At 40.7% G+C, this 22,789-nt stretch carries 15 protein-coding genes, 1 other RNA gene and 1 pseudogene; 8 read left to right on the top strand and 9 right to left on the bottom strand.

The window, feature by feature from the left end; translation table 11 throughout:
- Position 1 precedes the first annotated feature (1 nt).
- Both FCN14_RS06320 and FCN14_RS06315 read right to left on the bottom strand, forming a co-directional pair.
- A complete protein-coding gene (locus FCN14_RS06320; RefSeq protein WP_138430366.1) occupies positions 2-895 on the bottom strand; it encodes a DUF4249 family protein in 894 nt (297 codons plus the stop codon).
- 3 nt (positions 896-898) lie between these two features.
- Complete coding sequence (locus tag FCN14_RS06315; protein ID WP_246043109.1) at positions 899-3,157, bottom strand: TonB-dependent receptor; 2,259 nt, start codon at positions 3,155-3,157, stop codon at positions 899-901.
- Between the two features lie 166 nt (positions 3,158-3,323).
- Between FCN14_RS06315 and FCN14_RS06310 the strand changes: the two genes are divergently transcribed.
- Both FCN14_RS06310 and ssrA read left to right on the top strand, forming a co-directional pair.
- On the top strand, positions 3,324-5,909 hold the full coding sequence (locus FCN14_RS06310) for a bifunctional aspartate kinase/diaminopimelate decarboxylase (protein WP_138430365.1): 2,586 nt from the start codon (positions 3,324-3,326) through the stop codon (positions 5,907-5,909).
- A 103-nt stretch (positions 5,910-6,012) separates the two neighbouring features.
- Positions 6,013-6,378, top strand: a transfer-messenger RNA (tmRNA) gene (ssrA, locus tag FCN14_RS06305).
- Between the two features lie 233 nt (positions 6,379-6,611).
- On the opposite strand, the gene FCN14_RS06300 is transcribed toward ssrA, so the two are convergent.
- The 4 genes from FCN14_RS06300 to FCN14_RS06285 all read right to left on the bottom strand — a co-directional run bounded on the left by FCN14_RS06300 (position 6,612) and on the right by FCN14_RS06285 (position 12,208).
- A complete protein-coding gene (locus FCN14_RS06300; RefSeq protein WP_138430364.1) occupies positions 6,612-8,243 on the bottom strand; it encodes a BspA family leucine-rich repeat surface protein in 1,632 nt (543 codons plus the stop codon).
- A gap of 649 nt (positions 8,244-8,892) precedes the next feature.
- Positions 8,893-10,497, bottom strand: a complete 1,605-nt coding sequence (locus FCN14_RS06295; RefSeq protein WP_138430363.1) for a methyl-accepting chemotaxis protein — start codon at positions 10,495-10,497, stop codon at positions 8,893-8,895.
- Between the two features lie 142 nt (positions 10,498-10,639).
- Positions 10,640-11,062: a substrate-binding domain-containing protein gene (locus FCN14_RS06290; RefSeq protein ID WP_138430362.1), complete on the bottom strand. Its 423-nt coding sequence runs from the start codon at positions 11,060-11,062 to the stop codon at positions 10,640-10,642.
- 21 nt (positions 11,063-11,083) lie between these two features.
- Positions 11,084-12,208, bottom strand: coding sequence for a hypothetical protein (locus tag FCN14_RS06285; RefSeq protein WP_138430361.1), 1,125 nt, complete (start codon positions 12,206-12,208; stop codon positions 11,084-11,086).
- 451 nt (positions 12,209-12,659) lie between these two features.
- Between FCN14_RS06285 and FCN14_RS06280 the strand changes: the two genes are divergently transcribed.
- Both FCN14_RS06280 and FCN14_RS06270 read left to right on the top strand, forming a co-directional pair.
- On the top strand, positions 12,660-13,682 hold the full coding sequence (locus FCN14_RS06280; RefSeq protein WP_138430360.1) for a TIGR00341 family protein: 1,023 nt from the start codon (positions 12,660-12,662) through the stop codon (positions 13,680-13,682).
- Positions 13,683-13,717: 35 nt separating this feature from the next.
- Positions 13,718-14,419 (top strand): annotated as a pseudogene (locus tag FCN14_RS06270) (DUF899 family protein).
- 119 nt (positions 14,420-14,538) lie between these two features.
- Here the strand turns inward: FCN14_RS06270 and FCN14_RS06265 are convergent.
- The 3 genes from FCN14_RS06265 to FCN14_RS06255 are packed head-to-tail and all read right to left on the bottom strand — an operon-like array spanning position 14,539 to position 16,936.
- Positions 14,539-15,483: an SPFH domain-containing protein gene (locus tag FCN14_RS06265; RefSeq protein WP_138430357.1), complete on the bottom strand. Its 945-nt coding sequence runs from the start codon at positions 15,481-15,483 to the stop codon at positions 14,539-14,541.
- Positions 15,480-16,421, bottom strand: coding sequence for an SPFH domain-containing protein (locus FCN14_RS06260; protein ID WP_138430356.1), 942 nt, complete (start codon positions 16,419-16,421; stop codon positions 15,480-15,482). The genes FCN14_RS06265 and FCN14_RS06260 overlap by 4 nt, the downstream gene beginning before the upstream one ends.
- A gap of 50 nt (positions 16,422-16,471) precedes the next feature.
- Positions 16,472-16,936, bottom strand: coding sequence for an NfeD family protein (locus FCN14_RS06255; RefSeq protein ID WP_138430355.1), 465 nt, complete (start codon positions 16,934-16,936; stop codon positions 16,472-16,474).
- 271 nt (positions 16,937-17,207) lie between these two features.
- Between FCN14_RS06255 and FCN14_RS06250 the strand changes: the two genes are divergently transcribed.
- The 4 genes from FCN14_RS06250 to alaS all read left to right on the top strand — a co-directional run bounded on the left by FCN14_RS06250 (position 17,208) and on the right by alaS (position 22,690).
- Entirely contained in the window at positions 17,208-17,570 is a 363-nt protein-coding gene (locus FCN14_RS06250) for a response regulator (RefSeq protein ID WP_138430354.1), read from the top strand.
- Between the two features lie 71 nt (positions 17,571-17,641).
- Positions 17,642-18,355 carry a hypothetical protein gene (locus tag FCN14_RS06245; RefSeq protein ID WP_138430353.1) on the top strand — a complete coding sequence of 238 codons (714 nt, stop codon included), beginning with the start codon at positions 17,642-17,644 and terminating at the stop codon, positions 18,353-18,355.
- A gap of 456 nt (positions 18,356-18,811) precedes the next feature.
- On the top strand, positions 18,812-19,738 hold the full coding sequence (locus FCN14_RS06240) for a ferredoxin reductase domain-containing protein (protein WP_138430352.1): 927 nt from the start codon (positions 18,812-18,814) through the stop codon (positions 19,736-19,738).
- 282 nt (positions 19,739-20,020) lie between these two features.
- The gene (gene alaS, locus FCN14_RS06235) at positions 20,021-22,690 is read left to right on the top strand and encodes an alanine--tRNA ligase (protein WP_138430351.1); all 2,670 of its coding nucleotides are present in this window, start codon (positions 20,021-20,023) and stop codon (positions 22,688-22,690) included.
- Positions 22,691-22,789: the final 99 nt, after the last annotated feature.

Here is a 22,789-nt window from a genome sequence, read left to right as displayed (position 1 = left end):
GTTAGTTAGAGCTATTGGGGCGTGCTATGAAAACTCGGTTTGTATCACTTGCCATGCTTCCAAAGATACCAATTCCACCATTGATGTTATAATGGATATTTTGGATTTCACCCGGTGACAGAGTGCTCCCCCCGGTTTGAACATCTTGGGATCGTAGAAAGTCATACATGTTATTGTCAATGGCATTGGCAATAACATCATTGGTGTCATAAAATGCAATGGCTAGCCAGGGGACCGTTAGTTCAATGTTATTGTTTTCGTTGCGCTGGTAATTCTTTTCATTAATAATACCTGAAGAATTGATATAGAACTCTTCGATATTGGTACCGTCATTAAGTACCTGATCCATATAAAATGGTGTCAAGCTTGCTGTATCGGGATTGACCACATTAATGGTAAAGATATAATAGGTCTGCCGATTAGATAAATATTGGCTAGGTGTAGTTATTACTTCAACTTGTTGTGACCCTTGGTAGATATACTGATCTTGAAGTTCATTGACCGTTTCAAAGTTGCCGGGAACAAAAGTAGTGGCTGTGATCTCATCTCCCTTGGGAGTGGTGACATGCAATCCATATAACTGCTCATCTCGGACGGTGACATTAAGTTGGGGGGCATAGACCCCAAAATCTTGTTCCGCATAGGGATAGGTTTCAGCAACAGATGAATCTGGGTTTAAACGCCGTATTTCGACATTGGCATTGCTGAGAGCATTTTCTTTAAAGGTATACTTGTCGGTTATTGGAGAGGTAGTGGAGAGCCGAACCTCGGGTAGTTCATTATCTGCAATTAAGTAGGATTCTACAACATAATATTCTTGGTATTCGTCTTGTTCATAAAGTTCACAGCTGAACAGTAGAAATGTTGCAAAAAGGAGTATTGATAACTTCTTCATGACTTAAAAATCTATGGTATAAGTAATTGTTGGTAAAATGGGTAACAGGGTAATTTCTTCTCGTTGGACCGGGTTCTTATCAAGATCGTAGTTATAAAACCACACATTACGTCGGGAGTAAACATTAATAAGTTGGAATTGCCATTCTGCTTCTCCATTTCCGAAAAAGGTACCTTTACGGCTGAAGCTAATATCCAGACGGTTATAATCGGGCAGACGCGAGGCATTAACACGACCTACAACAAGTTGGTTTAGGGAAGTACCTGAAGTAGGGAAATCGAATGCCGCGGTACGCCCCAGGGGCTTGGTGTACGCTTGACCGGTGGAGTAATTAAATGAAGTCGTAGCTGACCATCGGTTATTAAATTTATACTCCAGTACAAGGGTTAGGTCATGAATTCGATCAAACTTAGGAGGATAAAACCGAGGATTTCCATTCGCAGAAAGAGGTTCATTAAAATTGGGGAATTTCCGGCGTGTCAAGCTAAAGGTGTATCCCAGGAAGCCGGTAAGACGACCGACTCGTCGATCAAAAAAGAGTTCTGCACCATAGGCATATCCTTTTCCAAAACGGAATATATCCTGGTATGGTAGTCCTGCTTGGTCAGGTAGAAAAGGATCCAACTCAAAGAGATCTTCCATGGTTCTATAATATATTTCAAGATCTAGTCCGTATCCGTCCCACGGAATGGTTTTGGCTCCTATTACGTATTGATCGCCATATGAAGGGGGGACCCCACTATCCGTAGTAAGCCATACATCAAAACCAGAGAATGCTTCATTGGAAATAAGTGTTAAAAACTGGTTATATCGACCATAGGCAGCTTGTAAGCGGATTTGGTTGGTTGGCTTGTATTCCAGTGAAAATCGGGGTTCTAGCCTAATGTAATTACCTTCGCTAAAGGCATTGAGACGTAAACCGGGTGTTATGCTCCATTGGTCAGAAAGAGTCCATTTATCTTGCAGGTACCATGAACCATACTGGGTGTGAATTCGTGAGCTAAAAGTATCTTGGTTATCAAATGTATCTTGTAACTTTAAAGTCATCGCACCAATCCAAAAACCGGTAGAAATATCATGGTTGTTATTGGGGAGGTATTCAAAGTCTCCTTTTAAAGAGAAATCGTAGATATTATTGGAACGCTTAAAAGGAGTGGAGGCAATATTAAATGAGGGATAGTTAAAATAACGTGAGCCGGTAAGAGTAAAATTACTGAACAATTTATCAGAGAAAATATGCGTCCAGTTTGTGCTAAGTGTTTGGTTTCCATAATTAAGACTAATATTAGCATCATTTGCAAAAGGAAAACTGAGGTCATCAATCCCGGAATAAAATGCGAGTGAAAACTTGTTGTTGGCGTTCAAATCATAATTAACTTTCCCGTTGATATCCAAGAAGTAAAAACTATCGGGAATGTTATCGATGTTATTACGAAGAACAGCGAGTACCGGTTCCAAGGTAGAGCGGCGCACGGCAAGCATGTATGATCCATTCTTAAAAGGTCCTTCTACCATAGCCCGTGAAGCCAGCATGCCTAATGAAATAGAACCTTTAAATTCATTGCGATTACCATCTTTATTAAAAATGGTAAGTACAGAGCCAAGTCGCCCTCCATATTTCGCTGGGTAACCTCCCTTATAGAGGCGTACGTCTTTGACTGCATCAGGATTAAAAGTGGAGAAAAAACCGAAAAAGTGGGAGGGGTTATAGACGGTAGTGCGATCGAGTAGGATCAGCGTTTGGTCGGGGCTGCCACCGCGAATATATAAACCACTAGAAAAGTCAGATGCTGCTTTTACACCGGGTAATAGTTGTAGCGACCTAAAGACATCTGCCTGAAATGCGCTGGGTACTTTTTTGATAAACTTTGTCTCAACCTGTGCCAGCCCGATATTGCGTTTTTCTTCTTGTTCTCGTTCTGAGGTAACGACCACTTCCTCAAGCTGGTAGTCTTCTGGTTTAAGCTTGATGTCTAGTCGAAGGTTTTCGCCGGCTTCAAGTTTTACCTCTTTCTCATACCGCTGAAAACCAATATAGGTAGCTACTACAGTATAAGTGCCCGGGCTGACATCTGTAAGGGTATAATACCCGGAGGTGTTGGTAGATGTGCCTTTTGAGGAGTTAGCAAGCGAAAAGTTTGCAGATATTAAGGTTTCTCCGGTTTCAGCGTCTGATATATAACCACTGATGCTTGCATTTTGCTGGGCAATTGTTATTACAGGGAAAAGTAAGAGGAGCGTTAATATGAATCTTTGTTTCACGTTTTCAATTGTTCTTTGAAATGGTTGGATGAATTAAAGGAAAATGAAGTTTAAAATCAGTGAATCAACATTAAATATTTTTTATCAACAAAGGGACTATGAGATTATTATCTTATCGCTTGCCATTTGGCATTAACCGATAATGTTCAAGTTGATAGAATTAAAAATGACTAAAGATAGTTCAAACTGGATTGTTTTAAAATTTGGTGGAACCAGTGTTTCATCCCACGAAAATTGGCAAAACATTGTTTCGGTTATAAAAAAACGAAAATCGGAGGGGTATTCGGTATGTATTGTTCATTCAGCATTAAGTGGGATTTCTAATCTGTTGGAAGATGTTATTGCCCGAGCTCCCCAAGGGAAAGCTACAGAGCTTGTTGAGCAGCTTAAAGAAAAGCATCGCCGGTTGGCTTCATCGTTGGGTCTTTCAGCAGATGAACTGTTACAAAGCGATTTTGAGGAGTTAGAGCACATCGTAAAGGGGATTGAGCTCATTGGTGAGGCCAGTTATAGGGTGCAAGCACGGTTATTAGCGATGGGAGAATTAATGGCTACTAAGTTAGGGGCGGCATATTTAGAGCAAGAAATTGGAGCAGCTACCTGGCTAGATGCGCGAGACCTTATTAAGACTATTTCCCCTAAAAATGCTGCAGAGCGCGCACAGGTATTGTCTGCTGTGAGTGCTTCGGACTATGAACCAAGTGTTCGTAAAACTATTGATAAAGCCGGTTCACTAGTAGTTACTCAAGGCTTTATAGGCAGTGATGATGAAGGAAAAACGGTAACTCTGGGACGCGGGGGCTCAGATGTCTCAGCAGCCTACTTCGCAGCAAAAATAGGAGCAGAGCACTTAGAGATATGGACCGATGTACCGGGGATGTTTTCAGCTAACCCCCACACAGTACCTTCGGCACGGTTGCTCAATCATCTGAGCTACGAGGAGGCCCAAGAGATTGCAACCAATGGGGCCAAGGTATTACATCCGCGAAGCATTATGCCGGCACGTAAACATAATATTCCTATAAATGTACGGTGTACCCAAAAGCCGGAACTGCCGGGAACAGTTATCTCTAGCGATGCATCTGATAATGAAGCATTGGTAAAGGCAATTTCCGTCCGTGACGATATTATTTTGGTGAGTATGGATTCGTTAGGAATGTGGCAGCAAGTGGGTTTTTTGGCTGATGCCTTTGACGTGTTTAAAGAGTACGGGTTGTCCATTGATTTGGTGTCAACCTCACAGTCGAATGTAACGGTATCACTTGATCCTGGATTAAATGATCATTTTGAGGATGTACGAAGTCAGTTTGTGAAAGACCTTAATGAATATTGTAAGGTCAAGGTAATTGAAGCGGTGTCTGCGGTGAGTCTGATGGGGCGTAAAATTCGTACCATTTTGCACCAACTGGGGACCTCATTTGAGGTTTTTGAAGAACACCATGTTTATTTGGTGAGCCAAGCTGCTAATGATCTTAATTTTACGTTTGTGGTAGAAAGCGATCAGGTAGATCGGTTGTTGCGTCAACTACATGAACAGTTGATTCTACAATCAGGAAACCAGCAATCTTTCGGTGGTACCTGGCCCAAATTGATGGGACAAGAGCAAACGGATGAGCAGGAAAGTGATGCTTGGTGGAAGCAAAAGCGTGAAGAGTTATTGTCGTTGATGGATGAACGAGACTCCGTTTATGTATATGATCGCGAGACGCTTCAAAAATATGCTGGTTTTATCAAAGGTATTAATGCCGTTGACCGTTCACTATACGCGATGAAGGCCAATGCAAATGAAGAGCTTTTGCATGCGGTAAATGAGCTGGATCTTGGTTTTGAATGTGTCTCTATTGGAGAAGTCGAAAAAGTCATTGAGCTATTTCCTGATATCGATCGCAGCGAAATTTTATTCACTCCTAACTTTGCACCCAAAGAGGAGTATGAACAAGGATTGGAACTGGGAGTTCATGTGACGTTGGATAATATTTATCCCCTTAAGCAGTGGTCAGCAATATTTGAAGGAAAGCAGGTATTCTTGCGTATTGATCCCGGTCACGGGCACGGGCACCATAAGCATGTGAAGACCGGGGGAGTACATTCTAAGTTCGGTATCCCCCGATTTGAGATCCCGGAGGTAGCCAATCTTATCGAACGATACGATATCTCGGTGAAAGGACTCCATGCTCATATCGGCAGTGGTATTAAAGATCCGCATTCTTGGAAAGATACAGCTATTATCTTGCATGATGTTGCTGAAGAGTTGGGTGGGGTCGATATACTCGATCTAGGGGGTGGGTTTGGAATCCAAGAGAATGAAACCCAGGCTGATCTCGATATCCGGGAAGTTGCTACCTATTTACAACAGTTTAAAGATGCGCACCCCAAGTATAAACTCTGGGTGGAACCAGGGCGTTTTCTAGTTGCAACCTCTGGTGTACTACTGACAAAGATTACGCAACTTAAAGGAAAAGGGGATGTCAGATATGTCGGAGTCGAAACAGGGATGAATTCCTTCATTCGACCTGCACTATATGGGGCACGTCATACTATTGTTAATCTTGATAAAATTGATGAGCAGCTAGTACAAACGGTAAATATTGTAGGGCCGATCTGTGAGTCGGGTGATAAACTTGGGATTGATCGAAGATTTCCCGAATCAGAGGAGGGAGATGTGGTGTTGCTGGCCAATGCCGGGGCTTATGGTTACGTAATGAGTTCCAATTACAACCTGCGTCCACCGGCAGCAGAGGTAGTGATTTGATGGTATACAGTGTAAAGAAATTAGTTTGTTTCTGAACATAATAATTGGGATTTTGAAACGTTGAAAAAATGGCGCTGGAAACAGCGTTGTTCTTTGGAAATTTGGGGGTGTACCGGATTCGACGGAGTGAGTAGAATCGCAGGCTGCATGCCGAGTTTTTGCAATGACACTCGTAAATAATCATTCTGCATAAACATAGTTGACAACAACTATTCTTATAGCTTAGCTGCGTAACGCAGTTTAGCCGTTCCATCAGCTTCTTGCCTGTCAGTGCTGAATGGGGCGCCGATTATGACAGGATAGCGGAGGTTTCGCTGTCTGTCGAGCCTGCGTAAAACTTTAACAGACTAGTCTGAAGTTGCCAGTTGCCGGGCGATGCTTCGGGCGAATTCTAAACGGCAACTAAGCATGTAGATGCTTGAACGATATACCATTTCGGACCGGGGTTCGACTCCCCGCACCTCCACTATTACTTTTCTAAATTTCCTTAAAATGCTATAAATTCGTATATTAGAGTAGCTGAAAGGCGATTTTTGAAAGTTTTAAAACCAGATTAATCCAAGTTTTACCAGATTCCTGGTGAACTATTCAGTGACCATGCACAAAGATGTGGCAATGGTCACTGGGATTTTCTGCTGCATCTCATGAAGAAGTGTCCTGAGATGTGGTAAAATTATATTTTGTGATGTATTCTTCCCTCATTTATGGACAAGTTCCCCACATTGGATGATAGCTCTCCTGAAGCGGGCAATCTCTAGAAAAGTTGTCAGGTTTCGAGTTGATCTTGGAAACGCACCAGCCACTTATATCCTGATTAAAAGTTAATGCGCCATAAAACATAGTTTCCATACTTGTAACACTGCTAACGTTCCAGCTGCTGATGTTGCCGTTGAACGATTCAGCTTCTCTAAACATACCAACCATATCGGTGACATTACTCACGTCCCACCCGTTGAGGTCGCTGTTGAAGTTTTTAGCATTGCTAAACATACTACTCATATCAGTGACACTACTGACGTCCCAGCTGCTAATGTCGCCGCTGAACGTATTGGCAAATTGAAACATCATAGTCATATTTTCAACATTGGCTACGTTCCAGCTACTGATGTTGCCGTTGAACGATTCAGCTTCTCTAAACATACCAACCATATCGGTGACATTACTCACGTCCCACCCGTTGAGGTCGCTGTTGAAGTTTTTGGCATTGCTAAACATACTACTCATATCAGTGACACTGCTGACGTCCCATCCGCTTAAATCCTGATTAAAAGCTTTTGCGCCATAAAACATAGTTTCCATACTTTTAACACTGCTAACATCCCAGCTACTGATGTTGCCGTTGAACGATTCGGCTTCTCTAAACATACCAACCATATCGGTGACATTACTCACGTCCCACCCGTTGAGATCGCTGTTGAAGTTTTTGGCATTGCTAAACATACTACTCATATCAGTGACACTGCTGACGTCCCAGCCGTTCAAGTCGCTAGTGAAGTTTTTGGCCCCTAAAAACATACTTCTCATATCAGTAACACTACTGACGTCCCATCCGCTAAGGTCACCGTTAAAAGATGCAAAATCAAAACCAGCAAACATACCTCTCATATTTGTAACATTGCTCACGTTCCAACTGCTGATGTCGCTGTTGAACGAGGAAGCTTTTCTAAACATATTTGTCATGTATGTGACATTGCTGACGTTCCAGCTGCTAATATCGCTATTGAACGAGCTAGCATTACTAAACATCTGGATCATATTTGTGACGTTACTAACGTCCCAGCTACTAATATCACCGTTGAACGATTCAGCATACATAAACATACTATGCATATTTGTGACACTGCTAACATTCCAGTTGCTAATATTTCCGTTAAACGAGGAAGCTTTTTTAAATATTTCAGCCATCGTTGTGACACTGCTGACGTCCCACTCGTTCAGGTCACTGTTAAAGTTTTTGGCATTTCTAAACAGGCTTTTCATGTTTTTGACACTGCTGACGTCCCAATGGCTGAGATCAGCGTTAAAGGAGGTTTCGTCAAAAAACAGTGATGACATATCTGTTATCCCACTGGTACAGGTAGTTTCGGCATTGTCGGGTGTTATATTATCAGCACTTCTCTTGGTATAGGTGTCTCCATCTATAGTACCCTTTTGTCCTGCCTCGGCCTCATCGCACTTAATGGTAACTCCGTTATCGGCCAGATAAAAGGCTTCATTGTTTTCCGGGGGCTCTCCGCCATCATCATTATCTGTGCCAGTACCATTATCACTACAGGCCGAAAATGAAAGTATACTTGCTACAATACAAAGCGAAATAATTGGCTTTATTGACATAGTAATCTCTCTAAAGTTGTAATGTTGATTATACAATAAAAAGAAAAACGTATGGACTTTAGTACCCAAAACACCTTGTTTTCATATAAGAGTTAGATAAATAATTGTGATAACTTTCTCAAACCCATACTTGGTATGTGGAATTATATCGGGTGAGTACAAAAAAGGGGTTGGGAGCTTGCTTTTTAACGGATTTATTAGAGCCGTGATATTCTGGGGTCTAAGGGAGAGGGATTGGGCGGCACAGGTATCGGCAACAAAGATGTCAATAAGTAGCTGTGAGGGGTTTTTTGCTAGGTATCTCAAAAAGTTTTTTTCTTCTGTACGCATTACAAAAAATAAAGAAGTAATTATTCAACCACGACGGAGTCACCCAATAGTAAGAATTGATGTGGCTATGCAATTAGCCAACGGTGTTTGGTTCATAGTTAACAAAATAAGAAGAGTATAATAGATTAAGAGATATCCCAAATAGCGGCTGGAAAAACAGGAAAGCTTACAGTTTATTTTAAACAGTAAAAAATAGGTAATACAGTATATGCCTAAATAAGAAATCCATACACATAGCTAATATGTATGGATTCAATAATATCTTGTAGAAGTAGCTTTATATGCTGATATCTTTTGTCATCTACATATAAGATTCTATCTATAATGTGAAATCGTCTGCATGAACACCGTTTTGATGCTTTTGTCCATTACCATTTGTGTTGTTGTGCTTGTTAAACGATTGTGGATTTGGGGTCTGTTGCTGGGGAGCATTCTCCTCCAAATGATAATAAGATATAGATTGCTTCAGTCGTTCCGATTGATTCATAAGCTGTTCTGCCGATGAAGCCAACTCTTCGCTGGATGCAGCACTTTGTTGCGAGAGTGTATTTAATTGTTGTATAGACTGATTCACTTCGTTAGCCCCTTGACTTTGTTCATCACTGGCAATAGAAATTTCTTGAACCAGGTCAGATGTTTCTTTAATCTTAGGGATCGTATCAAACATAACCTCTCCGGCTTTTGATGAAAGCTCATAAGCCGCATTGGTAAGTTCGACAATTTCATCACCCACGTTCTTACTTTTTTCGGCAAGCACTTGAACCTCTTTGGCCACTACTGCAAAACCTTTACCTGCTTCTCCCGCTCGTGCTGCTTCAATAGCGGCATTAAGGGCCAAAATATTTGTTTGAGAAGCGATTTCGTTAATTTGGTTAATTCTATTGGTAATGGTTTCGTTAGCTTCAATAGCTTTTTTCGATTTCTCACCCACCTCTTTTAACTGTTCATTGGCATCTCTGGAAATGACATTCGTTTGTTGTGCATTTTCAGCATTTTGAGTAATATTGGTAGAAACCTGTTCCATTGTGCTGGAGATTTCATCTACGAATTCAGCTTGTTCATTAGAACCGCGTGCCATTTGATTGGAGGTGGCTTCAAGCTGCTCGCTTATTTGTGATATCTCTTGCGACTCCCGTTGTACACCTTTGATAACATTCTTTAGCTGAGTGACGAGACTGTCCATTGCTTTTGATATATCACCAATTTCATCTTTCCGCCGAAGGTTTTTATCAGATATTTGGATACTTAAATTACCATCGGCAAGTTCCTTGATCTTTTTAACCATCTTACGTAAAGCACCGGCAATGGCATGTGAAAGTAATAGGGAAAGACCAATAAATAATCCCAAGCTAATAAGCAGTAGCTTGTTAATTGTTGCACTTAACTCAGTCAGCTGTTTATGAGCATTGTCGAAGGCAGTATTAACTTCTAAATTAGATGCTTTGTTTAGCAGTCGCTTTAATTTTTTTTGTTCAGCAATCATTGCTTGAACATTATTACTGACCTCTTCCGAGAAGTCTTGGGTAATCATCATACTTGAGGCTTTTACCCCTTGCTCATAATATTTGCTGAACGATTGTAATGTGCTATCGAGTAGTGCATAATCGTTATCAGCTTTAATAGTCTTGGCACTGTCAGCTAGTTGCCTAAACTGCTTAGCCAGTGAAGCTGTTTCTTCAACCATGGCCTTATCTTTTGCAGCAACTGCATCCTGAAGTGATTTCTCAATAGCTGCCTGAGTTGAGCTCATTCGGTTAGTCAGGTCATTATAGGGGATATAAGAATACTGAACGGTATTCAGTTCTTTTTTTATCGTTTCATTACTCCACTGCGTTGTATAAAATATTGCACCCACAACCATAATAAATATGGTAGGGAAAACAAGAATCTTATACCTGAGTTTTATGTGATTGAATATATTCATTGTTCTACAAATTGATTTTGATACCCTACTACTAAAATGTATTTATGCTACAAAACTATTAGTCGCATTTTACCTTTTAGAGAAAAATGCGAGCCATAAAAAATGCATTAATTTATTTCTATGACTCGCTTAAATCTGAGTGTTAATTAATAGTCAACACCTTTACCCCTGTTGCATCGGTTGATTCAGATATATAACCAACTGCACCGGGATTGTTTGTGACAAAAGTGATGATCTCAGCATCACTAGAGCGTTCGACAGGAGCAGTTCCTTTTCCTGAAAAAGCAGCTTGCTGCCAATAACTTCTTATGGCACCAACATCTCGCCCGTGAATGTCATTTGAAAATGCCTTCCGCGTGGCAGAACTGGCCTTCAAATCTACCGGGGTTATTTCAGAACCATCATCCCATTTAGTTTTGTTTTTAAGAAAGATTCGGGATAGTTCTTTTTTCGATACAGACTCCGTCTCATTCGCTTTATTGACAATCACTTTAAATGATTGTGCTGTTGCTTCCGTTGCAAAAGCAAGCAGAAGTATACCTAAAGTTGCTATTAGATTTTTCATATTACTATAACCTTATACCTTTTAGAATGAGTAAATTAATGTACCAACAAAACCGTTTATATCACCACTGGAGTGTTCGTAACGCAAGTACTCAAGCTTAAATGTTTTTCTAAAGCTTGGTTTATAGTTAACCCCTGCAGTATATCGTTTATAGTCAACGTCTGCCGTCTTTTGGTCCTCATATCTAATGTAGGGAGTAACCTTATTAATGCGATGGTTCAGTTCTACAAATCCACCTTCTAAGTCAGTATCGCTGCCATCAATAACCAGATCGGCTTTCCAATATTCACCTACTAACTTAGTGTTTTGGTACTGCAACTTTACGTTAATACCGTAACTGAACTTTTCAAATCTGCTTTCTTGAACTATTTGAGTAGCTGGAGAACCGGGATATAAGCCATTAGCCGGGACATTTACCAGTAATGGTACATCCTGATCATTAGGTTTAAAGGCGCTAAAACCAACATCAATATTTGATTTGTAGGAAAAGCCTAATCTACCACCAACTCCAAAGTTATAAGTCTCATTATAGGACGGATCTAACGTCGCTGAACTGTTAATTTGCTTTTTGAAGTAATTGACTTCATCTCCGAAAAAACGTACAGCACCGGTTCTGAGCCAAGTAGAATTATTGAAACCACCTGCAAAGAAGTCATAGTTTACTTTAAATTCTGACCCTATGGATCCGTTTATCGAAGCTCCATCAATGGTAACGGGATAAAACTCATGATTTGTTACCAGTATAGGAAGAGTTGCACTAGTATTTACAGGGGCATAATAAAATGTATTACTGGGGCTTAATGGTAAAAGAAAGCGCCCTGCTTTGAACTTAGCTTCTTCAGATAAAGTAAGTTCACCAAAAGCTTCGTTCAACATTTGGTCAATTTCGAACTTGGGACGATAAACAAATACCCCTTTTATTCTAAAATTAGATTTTGGTTGGTATGAAATTAAAATACCTGCTTCAGAAACTGCTGCAGAATAATTTAAATCATATCCGTCTAGTTCATCAAAGTAATTAACTTCGGTCGAGATATATCCCGTAATATTTGTTTGAGGTTCCCAATTGCTCTGTGCGAATGTAACCTTTGCGCCGATTAAAAAAACAAAGATTAAAGTTAAGATTGGTATTCTTCTATTTACCATGGTTTTATATTTATGTAGTTATCCTTAAATGCGAAGTGTACTGTAATATTTTTTTCGTACCCAACTAGTCACAAGCTGTTATCGCCATTTTCCCTTTTTACTTAAGCCAGAATGAATTGAAAATGTATTAATAGGGAAGCCTGTGACGTTATTAGGGAAGGCCGGGAGGTAATTTTCCAAAAAGCCCTTATTAAGCTCTTAATGTCTCTTTTTATTTAAAAACAAACATACTTGCGACTAATAGAAGGTAGTAAGGAAGTGATTCATTGAAAAAAAAGGAGGATTATTTTTAAAACACTCGACTTTATCTGCAAAGGATCTTTTTCTGGTGCGAATTCCAAAAATGAATAGATATTTATTTAATAATATATCGTTTCTTTCATATTTAGCTGTTATTCTTACTTTTTAGAAAACTTTTTTTGTTACTTCTTTTTTAAAAATCGATTGCCTTATGAGTTTACGCATAATTGAATTGATTGCCGCTTCAGAATCATTATTAGAAGCACGCAAAACGGTTGAGGAAGAAAATATTCTGGGGGCATGGACTGACAGTGTTGATGGCGGGCGGGGTATACTCCGGGTACTGGTAAATGTAGATCAAACAGAAACCATTTCGGATATACTAAGCGAACAGTTTGGAACTGAAGAGGATTTTAGAATAATGCTGTTTTCAGTGGAGGCGACTTTACCCCAACCAGAAACAGAAGAGGACGAGCCATCAGCCGAAGTTGAAAAGGAAGGACCGGGGAGGGTTAGCCGCGAAGAGTTGTATGCTGATGTCACTTCAGATGCAGAGTTGAATTCTGTGTACTTGGCAATGGTCGTTCTATCTACTCTGGTTGCCGGCATCGGTTTAATACTTGATGATGTTGCCACCATTATTGGGGCGATGGTAATTGCCCCGCTACTAGCACCTAATGTTTCATTGGCACTAGCTGCTACCCTGGGGGATCTTGACCTGGGATGGCAATCGATTAAAGCAAATGCCACCGGCCTAATTGTTGCTTTGGGCGTGGCTTTCATAATGGGGCTTATATTCACAGTAGACCCACAGTCAGATGAGCTAATAAGCCGGACAATGGTTAATCTTAAACACATTATTATTGCTCTTGCGGCGGGTAGTGCAGGAGTATTGGCTTTTACGCGAGGAGTGCCGGCGACTATAGTGGGGGTAATGGTAGCAGTTGCATTACTACCGCCACTGGTGGTTGTGGGATTGTTGCTTGGCGCTGGCTATATGCAGCTCGCGATTGGGGCCGGCATTCTGACACTTACGAACCTTATTTGTATTAACCTGGCAGGTATATCCACTTTTCTTATTCAAGGTGTTCGTCCCCGGAGCTGGTGGGAGGAGAAGAAAGCCCAGAAAGCATCTCGCATAGCGCTTACAACGTGGTTCATTTTGTTGATTATTTTTGCAATTATTATCTGGTATTGGGGACAATTCAATGTAAAAGCGATGATTGTTTCATAAATTACCATTTTATTAACGCCAAAAAGGAGGGGGTAATGGTAAGGTTTCACGAAAGAACATTTCCGGGAGAAACAAAGGAATACCGTCAACAACGCGATCAGCTACTGGAAGCAGAAATAGCGTTGCGAAAGCAGCTTGAAGAAGTCGCCCGCCGCAGAAGGGTATTGCCCAGAGGGGGAGCAGTACCCGAAAGTTATATTTTTGAGGAAGGGGCTGCTGATTTAGCTGATTAAGAAACCATAAACAGGGTTCGATTCTCAGAATTATATGAGGAGGGAAAATCGAGTTTATTTATCTATAGCTTTATGTTTGCCCCTGAAGCAGATAAACCATGTACAAGTTGTACATCTATATTGGATGGGCTAAATGGGCAAGCAAGACATATTCGAGATAGGGTGAACTTTGTCGTTGTTGCCAAGGCGCCCATTACAAAGCTTAGAAATTGGGCGCGTCAAAGAGGATGGAACCAGTTGCGCTTGTTATCATCTCACAATAATTCATATAATAATGATTACCATGCAGAGACGGAGGAGGGGAGTCAACTGCCTGCAGTAAACATTTTTGAAAAAACTGCTGATGGGATTTATCATTTTTATAATACTGAGCTTTTATATTCGCCTACTGAGGGAGGACAAAATGCACGTCATGTTGATTTGATCTGGCCGCTTTGGAATATTTTTGATATGACTCCGGAAGGGCGGGGCTCTGAATGGTACCCCAAACATGAATATGAATAAGATTAATATATTTGGAAAAAGATCGGTGCAATAAAAAAAGCCCAACCATTTCTGGTTAGGCTTTATAAGTAATCTATCTCTTATCCTATAATTAAGCTAAGGAATAAGAGGGATTGATATTACGAATTTTTATCTTCTTCCGGGACGATAGAGATCTTATCCAAAGAAAGTCCGTGCATGATGGCATCGTAGTTTGTTACATCTTTAGGGATGATAACATCATTTTTATCATTAGCTAATTTAGAAAGCTGGCTAATATATTTTTCTGCTAGCCGCATCTGCATGGCTTCTTTCCCCTTTTCATGGGAGAGGGCATCCGCGATCTCTTCAATTGATATAGCTGTTGCTTCTGCCAGTGATTCAATCTCTTGAGCCACCCCCTCGGCTTCATTGATCTGACGCTGCATTTCACCTTCCGAAACGTTAATAATCTCTTCTTTTTCTCCTTCGGCATCGTTAATTGTCGATTGCATAATCCCTTCGGACTTTGCTATCGTTGCTCGGCGCTCACGTTCTGCGGTCATCTGGCGCTCCATAGCATTTTGGATCGTCTTAGGCGTGTAGATGTTTTTGATCTCATACCGCAGTACGCGAATGCCCCATGCTTTTTCCATTTCACTAAGTACCTCGACCACTTCTTTATTGATAATCGCTCGATCCTCGAAAGTATCATCCAGGTTCATAGTACCAATAATAGAACGGGTCGTTGTTTGGGCCAGTTGTACCGCAGCAAAACGGTAGTCAGTAACACCATAACTGGCATTGACCGGATCTATCACTGCTAAATAAATAACACCATCCACTTCCACCTTTACATTATCTTTGGTAAAACACTCTTGAGGTTGTACCTCAATGGTTTCTTCACGCAGATCTTGTCGGTATTTTACGCGATCAAAAAACGGAATAAGGGCATGGAAACCGGGTCCCAATGTTTTATGGTAGTTTCCAAGCCGTTCAACAATATAGGCCTTTTGGGTAGGTACCAACTGAATGGATTGTATGAATTTAAATAATACATAAATACTTAAAAGTCCGAGTACACCTTGGCTAATTAGTTCAATCATTGTGCGCCTCCCTTAGTATTGGTGGTTGAAGTGGGGGTATGGTCACTGACCTTTCCGACCCCTTCGAAAAATGTTTTTAAATTGGCAGTTTCTGTAGGCAGTACTGATACATTTGAACGTTCAATAACATTGCCCAACTGCCCGATAAATTGTTCTATAAGCTTAGTTTTAACGGCTAAATCACCGCCCGGTTTGGCAATAGCTTCAGAAACCCGCTTAATGCCTTTAGAAGTAGCTTTTGCAATAAGTTCTATCTCTTTAGCCTTCCCTTTAGCTTCGTTGATACGCTTTTGGCGTTTAGCTTCAGATAATAGAATTGCTTCCTGGCGTTCTCCTTGAGACTCATTAATTTTGAAATCACGCGTTCCGGTAGATTCGGTGATTTCTGCACGTTTATCCCGTTCGGCCTCCATCTGTTTTTCGAGCGTGTTAATGAGGTTGTCAGAAGGGCGAATGTTTCGTATTTCATATCGGAGCACTTTTATGCCCCACGGATCAGACGCCTTGTCAATTTCGCGGACGATATTTTCATTCATCTGTTCGCGTTCCGAGAAAGTATCATCCAGTGTAATTTTACCAATTTCGCTACGCATAGTTGTCTGTGCCAAGTTAATGGCTGCCAGTTTATAATTGCCGATTCCGTAGCTTGCTTTGTACGAGTCCATAACTTTAACATAGACCAATCCGTCAACCTCAACTTCAATATTGTCTTTGGTAATACAGGTTTGGCTGGGTACATCGATAACCTGTTCACGCATTTCTTGACGATAAGCTGGACGGTCTACGAATGGAATTAAGAAATGAAGACCCGGTGTAAGAGTTTTGATATATTTACCCAAACGCTCCTGAATGACTTCTTCGCGCATCTCTACGATGATAAACACCTTTGTAAAAACAAAGACGCCAAGGGCTATAATAATTAATAGGGTTGTCCACATGGCACTAATAGCTTGATTAAAAAGTTAATAATAAAGATGTGTGTTAAAATTTATTGTTCAATTTCGTCGAGTGGCTCTACAATCCAGGTTACATTATCTCGGTAGCGAATTTTCGCCTTTGATCCGGCGGGAATTTCTCCCTCTAGTGTTTTTGCCTTCCAAGAGATTCCTTGAAACCGTACTCTTCCTGACTGGCTTTCAGCATCTACTGTTTCAATAACTTCCACAACCTCATCCATCGCCTCAACGTCTTCATTAGCTAGTTTATAGCTACTTTCACCGCCCCAATACTTCATTAATATAGGACGCATTGCAAGAATGAGTGCTACTGAAGTGAAAAGCCAAGTGATGACCGAGGTAGCTGGACTGTCCAGAATCCCAAACCAGCGGAGTGCGCCTACAATAAGTCCGCTTACGCCCAAGAAAAAAGAAACGCCACCTGGGATCATGGCTTCTACAATCATGAGTAGAATTCCGCCAATGAAAAAAACCATTGTCAGTGTCTCTGCATCCATCTCAACTTTTTTTAATAAATATTTCTTTCTCGAATTATAGATAAAATTTTTACTACCACAAATTCTATCAATGCAGTAAGTAAGTTAAGTTAAATAATAAGGATATTACTCAAACAAATGTTTATAATTCCTGTTAATTATTTCTAATAGAGTTCAATTTGTTGTGGAAGGGTAAAAAAAAGTTAATCCCATTTTGTAACACCAAGCAGTTTTATTACTCTTGCAATCACAAACTGTTAACGAGAAATATTTGTTTGGACCGTTTTTCTGTATGGAAACAAAGAAAGTATTGATTGTAGAAGATGAGTTGATTATATCTATGCTTATAGAGCGCATGGTCGGTAATATGGGGCATGAGGTTGTAGATAAAGTCAGTTCTGGTGAAGAGGCTATTACCGCCGCTTTTGATTATGAACCTGATATCATTTTGATGGATATCCGACTCAAGGGAAATATCAATGGTATTGAAGCAATGACAAAAATACGTGAAAAATTAGATACCCCGGTTATATATATATCTGGCAATACTGATAAACTACATATGGATCAGATCGAGTCCAGTGATTATATTGATTTCTTGTCTAAACCGATTACTTTTTCAGAGCTTAATAGATCCTTTAATATGGCCTCATAGCTTTTGAATCTTTTTCTTTTGAGGGCCGTATATAGTAATTGCATGTTTATGTAATAAAAAACCAACTAATTATGGCCGCTAAGTTTCAAAAGCTTAAAGAAGAGCTCAAATCACTGGAGCAAGGAGAGGTTTTGTCTCGCCCGGTGGCAAAGAAAAATCGATCAAACGGATTATTTCAATTTGGATTATCTTCTCCGGGATGGATAAAAAAGATATTATTTGCCGGTTTTTTAGGTAGCTTTTTGCTTTATGCCGGGGCTAACTACCTCCAGTTCAGTGATTCTCCTTCGGTAGAGGATTCGGTAACAGCTTTTCAAAATTGGGTAAACCAGCCTAATGAAGAGTTGTTACAAGGTATGGGAGAATGGATGGAAGAGATGGGTTATACCGACTTAAGCAGAGAAGAGTTAATTGAGTTACGTGAACAGGGGGTGACAGCTACTTTTACTTCCAGGATACGTGACCTTGGCTATACCGACCTTAGCTTAGATGAGGTTGTAAAGCTACGCCAGAATGATGTTTCCAGTACTTTCACTGCTATGATGAAGGAGTTGGGGTATACTCTTACCGTGGATGAACTTATTGAATTGCGACAACATGATGTTACGGCTTACTTCACCAGTAATTTACATGATTTGGGGTATACTGATATAACAAAAGAAGAGCTAATCCGCTTGAAAGACACAGGGGTCTCTACTCGAGAAGCCAAAGCATTTATTGAACAAAAAGGGGGAGAACTCCCCTCCATAGAAGAGCTTATTCGATATCATATCAGTAATCAGTAACGTGTTCTGTTGTTAGTAATCTTGTTAGGTCTTCTTTTTAACTTTTATTCCGGTATTGTCTCTTTGATCTCAATTCCGCTTACCTTTGCTTGGAGGAATACGTGATAGAACCGCTGTCTCAATATTTGATAACGGCAGTATTGCATCTCTAATAAAAAGTCAGGTTTATTTGTGGTTGCCGAGTGGACGGATTCTAAAATCATATATCACAGGGACAGACTATAACCTAATTTGCTTTTCTAATTTGAATAAGAGGAAAACAAAATACAGTTTTTACTCTGCCAATCTTATATAGTATTAGGTGAATAGTATTGTTTCGATTACTTACAGAAATCCCCTATAGAACCCGTTAATTAGATTTCAAAAATATTTTACTTTGCGGTTGTTTATTTGGCTGAAGCTTTACAACTTCAAAGCCATTTAAATTAGTTCTAAATAAGATTTTATTTTTACGTTATGTCCGAGATTAAGCTTCCGGAAGTTGAATTGAATATATATACCCCCCGCGAACCTGTGGAAGTTCCAGTTGTGGAAAACAGAATATGTAGTAAGGCCAGTAGTCCTAATTACGTGCGTCACATGACTTTTGATATAGGGGGAACGGAGCTTGAAAATCATGTGCGGGTTGGGCAATCTATTGGTATTCTCCCTCCTGGTAAAAACGAAAAGGGTCGTGATTATAAGTTGCGATTGTATTCAGTTTCTTCTCCCACAGAAGGGGAAGGGGGAGAGTCGAACTTGGTCTCTACTACTGTAAAACGTACGATCGAAGAGTTGGACGATAACACACTATATTTAGGGGTCTGTTCTAACTATTTGGCTGATTTATCACCGGGAGATACCGTAAAAATGACCGGCCCCAGTGGACGACGGTTCTTGCTGCCCGAAAACAGCCAAGACTTCAACTATATATTTTTTGCAACGGGTACAGGGATCGCACCATACCGTGGTATGATTAAAGAGCTTATGGATGCAGGTTTTGAAAATGAAATTGTACTCGTTTTTGGATGTCCTTATCGAACAGATTTACTGTATCCTGATTACTTTGAGGAGCTGGATTTGGAAAAGGAAAACTTTCACTATCTTCCCCGTGTTTCTCGTGAAGATCGGCGCGAAGATGGTTCTAAAAAATATGTACAAACAGCTTTATGGGATGATACCGAATTGCTGGATCCCTTATTAGAGAAGGAAAACACATTAATGTATATATGTGGTCTGAAAGGTATGGAACGAGGAATTTATACCGCGTTGGCACAAAAGGGACTACATCAGTATCTGGATTTGAGAGAACCGGCAGCAGGCAAAGAACCTACTGATTGGGATGACAGAGACATGAAGCGTTATGTGAAACCTTCACCTCGTACTTTTGTAGAGGTCTACTAAACGGTCTTTCTACCTTGTTTTGTGTTTTTCAAAGGGAATAGATGCATAGTCTATTCCCTTTCCTATTATAATCCCATAGGAGTTACCTTCTATTTAACGGGTTATCCTACCTCTTCTTTTGAGTCTAGGTTTCCGCAACCATAATTGTACATTACTGCTTAAAAATAGGGCTAACCGCTTTTTTGAGGATCAAAATATTAACAGGCTTTTAAAGGTGAGTTCAACGGGAATTTTTGCTATTTTCAACCGTCCGAAGAATCCATAACTAAGAATTAATGTTTGATGTCCCACAAGAGTTCTGCTGAAATTCGACAGGAGTTTTTTGATTTTTTTAAAAAGAAAGAACATTTGCATGTTCCAAGTGCACCAGTTGTCCCTCAGAATGATCCAACACTATTGTTCACCAATGCAGGGATGAATCAGTTCAAGCCTATTTTTATGGGCGAACAAGCTGGTTATAAAGAGGACGGAGAAATATGGCAGCGAGCAGTAGATACCCAGCGTTGTATTCGCGTGAGTGGTAAGCATAATGACCTTGAGGAAGTTGGCCATGACACCTATCATCATACCCTGTTTGAGATGCTTGGGAACTGGTCGTTCGGTGACTACTTTAAACGCGAAGCGATTCGTTGGGCTTGGGAACTCTTAGTGGATGAGTGGGGACTGGAGCCTGACCGACTGTATGCAACTGTTTTTGAGGGAGATGAAAATGATGGAACCCCTGTAGATCAAGAGTCTATTGATCTGTGGAGAGAAGAAACTTCGATTAATCCCGAACATATCTTAAAGTTCGATAAAACAGATAACTTCTGGGAGATGGGCAATACCGGGCCTTGTGGACCTTGCTCAGAAGTACATGTGGATATTCGTCCTGATGAAGACCGAAAAGAGAAGGATGGGGCGGAGTTGGTGAATATGGATGACCCGCGCGTGATTGAGATCTGGAACCTGGTATTTATCCAATTTAACCGCCAAGCCGATGGGTCCCTTGAAAAGTTGCCCGCTCAGCACGTTGATACCGGAATGGGTTTTGAACGGATTTGTGCAGTTCTGCAGGATAAGAAATCGAACTATGATACCGATCTTTTTGAGCCCTTGCTTAGTAAAATTGGTGAACTGGCGGGTGTCAGATATGGGCAGGATGAGGAGACGGATATTGCAATGCGAGTGATTGCCGACCATATCAGGGCGGTAAGTTTTTCTATTGCTGATGGTGCTTCCCCCGGTAATGACGGACGCGGCTATGTAGTTCGTCGGATCTTACGACGTGCTATCCGCTATGGTTGGGATAAGTTGGATCTTAAAGCCCCCTTCTTCCATAAATTGGTACCTACTTTGGCCAAGCAGTTTCAGAATGTATTTCCCGTGCTGGTACAGCAGGAAGATTATGTAGAAAATGTTGTTCGTTCTGAAGAGAAAAGTTTCTTAAATACCTTGGGGCAGGGGATTGAACTCTTCAATGAGATGATTGAAGGTAAAGATGAAATCTCTGGTGAAGATGCCTTTAAGCTGCATGATACCTATGGTTTTCCTATTGACCTTACCCAGCTGATGGCCCGTGAGCGCGGTGTGGGTGTTGATGAAGAAGGATTTAATAAGCGGATGAAGGAACAGAAAGAACGAGCCCGTGCTGCTGGAAAGTTTGACATCGATCAGAGTGGAAATGCTGATTGGATTACCGTAACCGAAAGTAATGAGTTTGAATTTGTAGGATATGATTTAATATCTACTAAAAGTAGTATTAAAGCACTTCGGAAAGAGGAAGATAAAAATGCGATTATTTTGGATAAAACCCCATTCTATGCCGAAAGTGGGGGACAAGTTTCCGATACTGGAATTATCAGTAATGGAAATGAGCATCTGCGTGTTTTGGATGTTCAAAAATCGACTGACGGGTATATCCATTTTGTAGATCAACTCCCTGAGGACCCCAGCGGAGAATGGGAAGCAACTGTTGATGTTGAACGACGAAAGGAGATTAGAAAGCATCACTCAGCTACCCACTTGGTGCATGCCGCACTAAAAGAGGTGCTGGGAGATCATGTGCAGCAGAAAGGGTCACTGGTCGATGAGAATCACCTGCGATTTGACTTCTCTCATTTTGAGCAAATTACGTCGAAAGAGTTACACAGAATTGAAGAGATCGTAAACGATCGTATTCAGCAAAATATCCGTAAACAAGAAGATCGTAATGTGCCTATTGATGAGGCTAAAGAGCGCGGCGCGACTATGCTATTTGGTGAAAAGTATGGTGATAAGGTACGAGTGATTACCTTTGATTCTGATTATTCTATGGAGCTTTGTGGTGGTACACATGTGGATGCTACCGGTGAGATCGGTTACTTTCGATTCCTTGGTGAATCATCGGCCGCTGCCGGAATTCGTCGTATTGAAGGGATAGTGGGTAAAAGTGTAGATAAATATCTGCGTTCCGAACAAGAGCTGGTTCAAAATATTCGAGCCGAGCTGGGGCAGAGTCAAGACCTGGTACGAGATATTCACCAGCTTGTTGAAGAACGTAAAGAGTTGGAGAAAGAAGTTGAACGACTGCAGCATCAACAGAGTGCTTCTAAGCTACAAGAACTTTTAAGTAATGCCACTGAACTGGATAATGGTATTAAATTGGTAGCCGGTACTGTTTCTAATGCTGATATGGACCTGTTGAAACAACTCGGTTATGAATCCCTGGAAAAAAGTAAGAAAGAGACCATTACTGTTCTTGGTGCTAAGGATATGGATGAAGGAAAGGTGTATGTAATGGCTGCTATTACAGATGATTTAATCCAGAAGAAAGATATTCAAGCCGGGGCATTAGTCGGTGATCTTGGACAAATGCTCGGCGGCGGAGGCGGTGGACAGCCTAACCTTGCTACAGCAGGGGGACGGAGGCCTGAAAAACTGAATGAGGTGTTTGATCAGTTACCGTCTATAATCAACAAACATTTAGAGTAAGGGAAAACCTGTAATCTTCGAATATTTTAGGTATATTTCCGGACTCTGATTTTTTTGAAATTCCAATTGAAACGTTGTAACAGCAACTTGCTGTAGATA

It is taken from the genome of Fodinibius saliphilus, assembly GCF_005869845.1.
In the GTDB taxonomy this organism is placed as follows: Bacteria; Bacteroidota; Rhodothermia; order Balneolales; family Balneolaceae; genus Fodinibius; species Fodinibius saliphilus.
This window is presented reverse-complemented; position numbering and strand designations above follow the sequence as displayed.

What these genes read in the sequence shown, in the direction of transcription:
- FCN14_RS06295 (WP_138430363.1), bottom strand. Translation starts at nt 10,497, where the DNA reads ATGAATATATTCAATCACATAAAACTCAGGTATAAGATTCTTGTTTTC.
- FCN14_RS06255 (WP_138430355.1), bottom strand. Translation starts at nt 16,936, where the DNA reads ATGGATGCAGAGACACTGACAATGGTTTTTTTCATTGGCGGAATTCTA.
- FCN14_RS06260 (WP_138430356.1), bottom strand. Translation starts at nt 16,421, where the DNA reads ATGTGGACAACCCTATTAATTATTATAGCCCTTGGCGTCTTTGTTTTT.
- FCN14_RS06240 (WP_138430352.1), top strand. Translation starts at nt 18,812, where the DNA reads ATGTCCGAGATTAAGCTTCCGGAAGTTGAATTGAATATATATACCCCC.
- FCN14_RS06265 (WP_138430357.1), bottom strand. Translation starts at nt 15,483, where the DNA reads ATGATTGAACTAATTAGCCAAGGTGTACTCGGACTTTTAAGTATTTAT.
- FCN14_RS06290 (WP_138430362.1), bottom strand. Translation starts at nt 11,062, where the DNA reads ATGAAAAATCTAATAGCAACTTTAGGTATACTTCTGCTTGCTTTTGCA.
- FCN14_RS06300 (WP_138430364.1), bottom strand. Translation starts at nt 8,243, where the DNA reads ATGTCAATAAAGCCAATTATTTCGCTTTGTATTGTAGCAAGTATACTT.
- FCN14_RS06285 (WP_138430361.1), bottom strand. Translation starts at nt 12,208, where the DNA reads ATGGTAAATAGAAGAATACCAATCTTAACTTTAATCTTTGTTTTTTTA.
- FCN14_RS06250 (WP_138430354.1), top strand. Translation starts at nt 17,208, where the DNA reads ATGGAAACAAAGAAAGTATTGATTGTAGAAGATGAGTTGATTATATCT.
- FCN14_RS06245 (WP_138430353.1), top strand. Translation starts at nt 17,642, where the DNA reads ATGGCCGCTAAGTTTCAAAAGCTTAAAGAAGAGCTCAAATCACTGGAG.
- FCN14_RS06310 (WP_138430365.1), top strand. Translation starts at nt 3,324, where the DNA reads ATGACTAAAGATAGTTCAAACTGGATTGTTTTAAAATTTGGTGGAACC.
- FCN14_RS06280 (WP_138430360.1), top strand. Translation starts at nt 12,660, where the DNA reads ATGAGTTTACGCATAATTGAATTGATTGCCGCTTCAGAATCATTATTA.
- FCN14_RS06320 (WP_138430366.1), bottom strand. Translation starts at nt 895, where the DNA reads ATGAAGAAGTTATCAATACTCCTTTTTGCAACATTTCTACTGTTCAGC.
- alaS (WP_138430351.1), top strand. Translation starts at nt 20,021, where the DNA reads ATGTCCCACAAGAGTTCTGCTGAAATTCGACAGGAGTTTTTTGATTTT.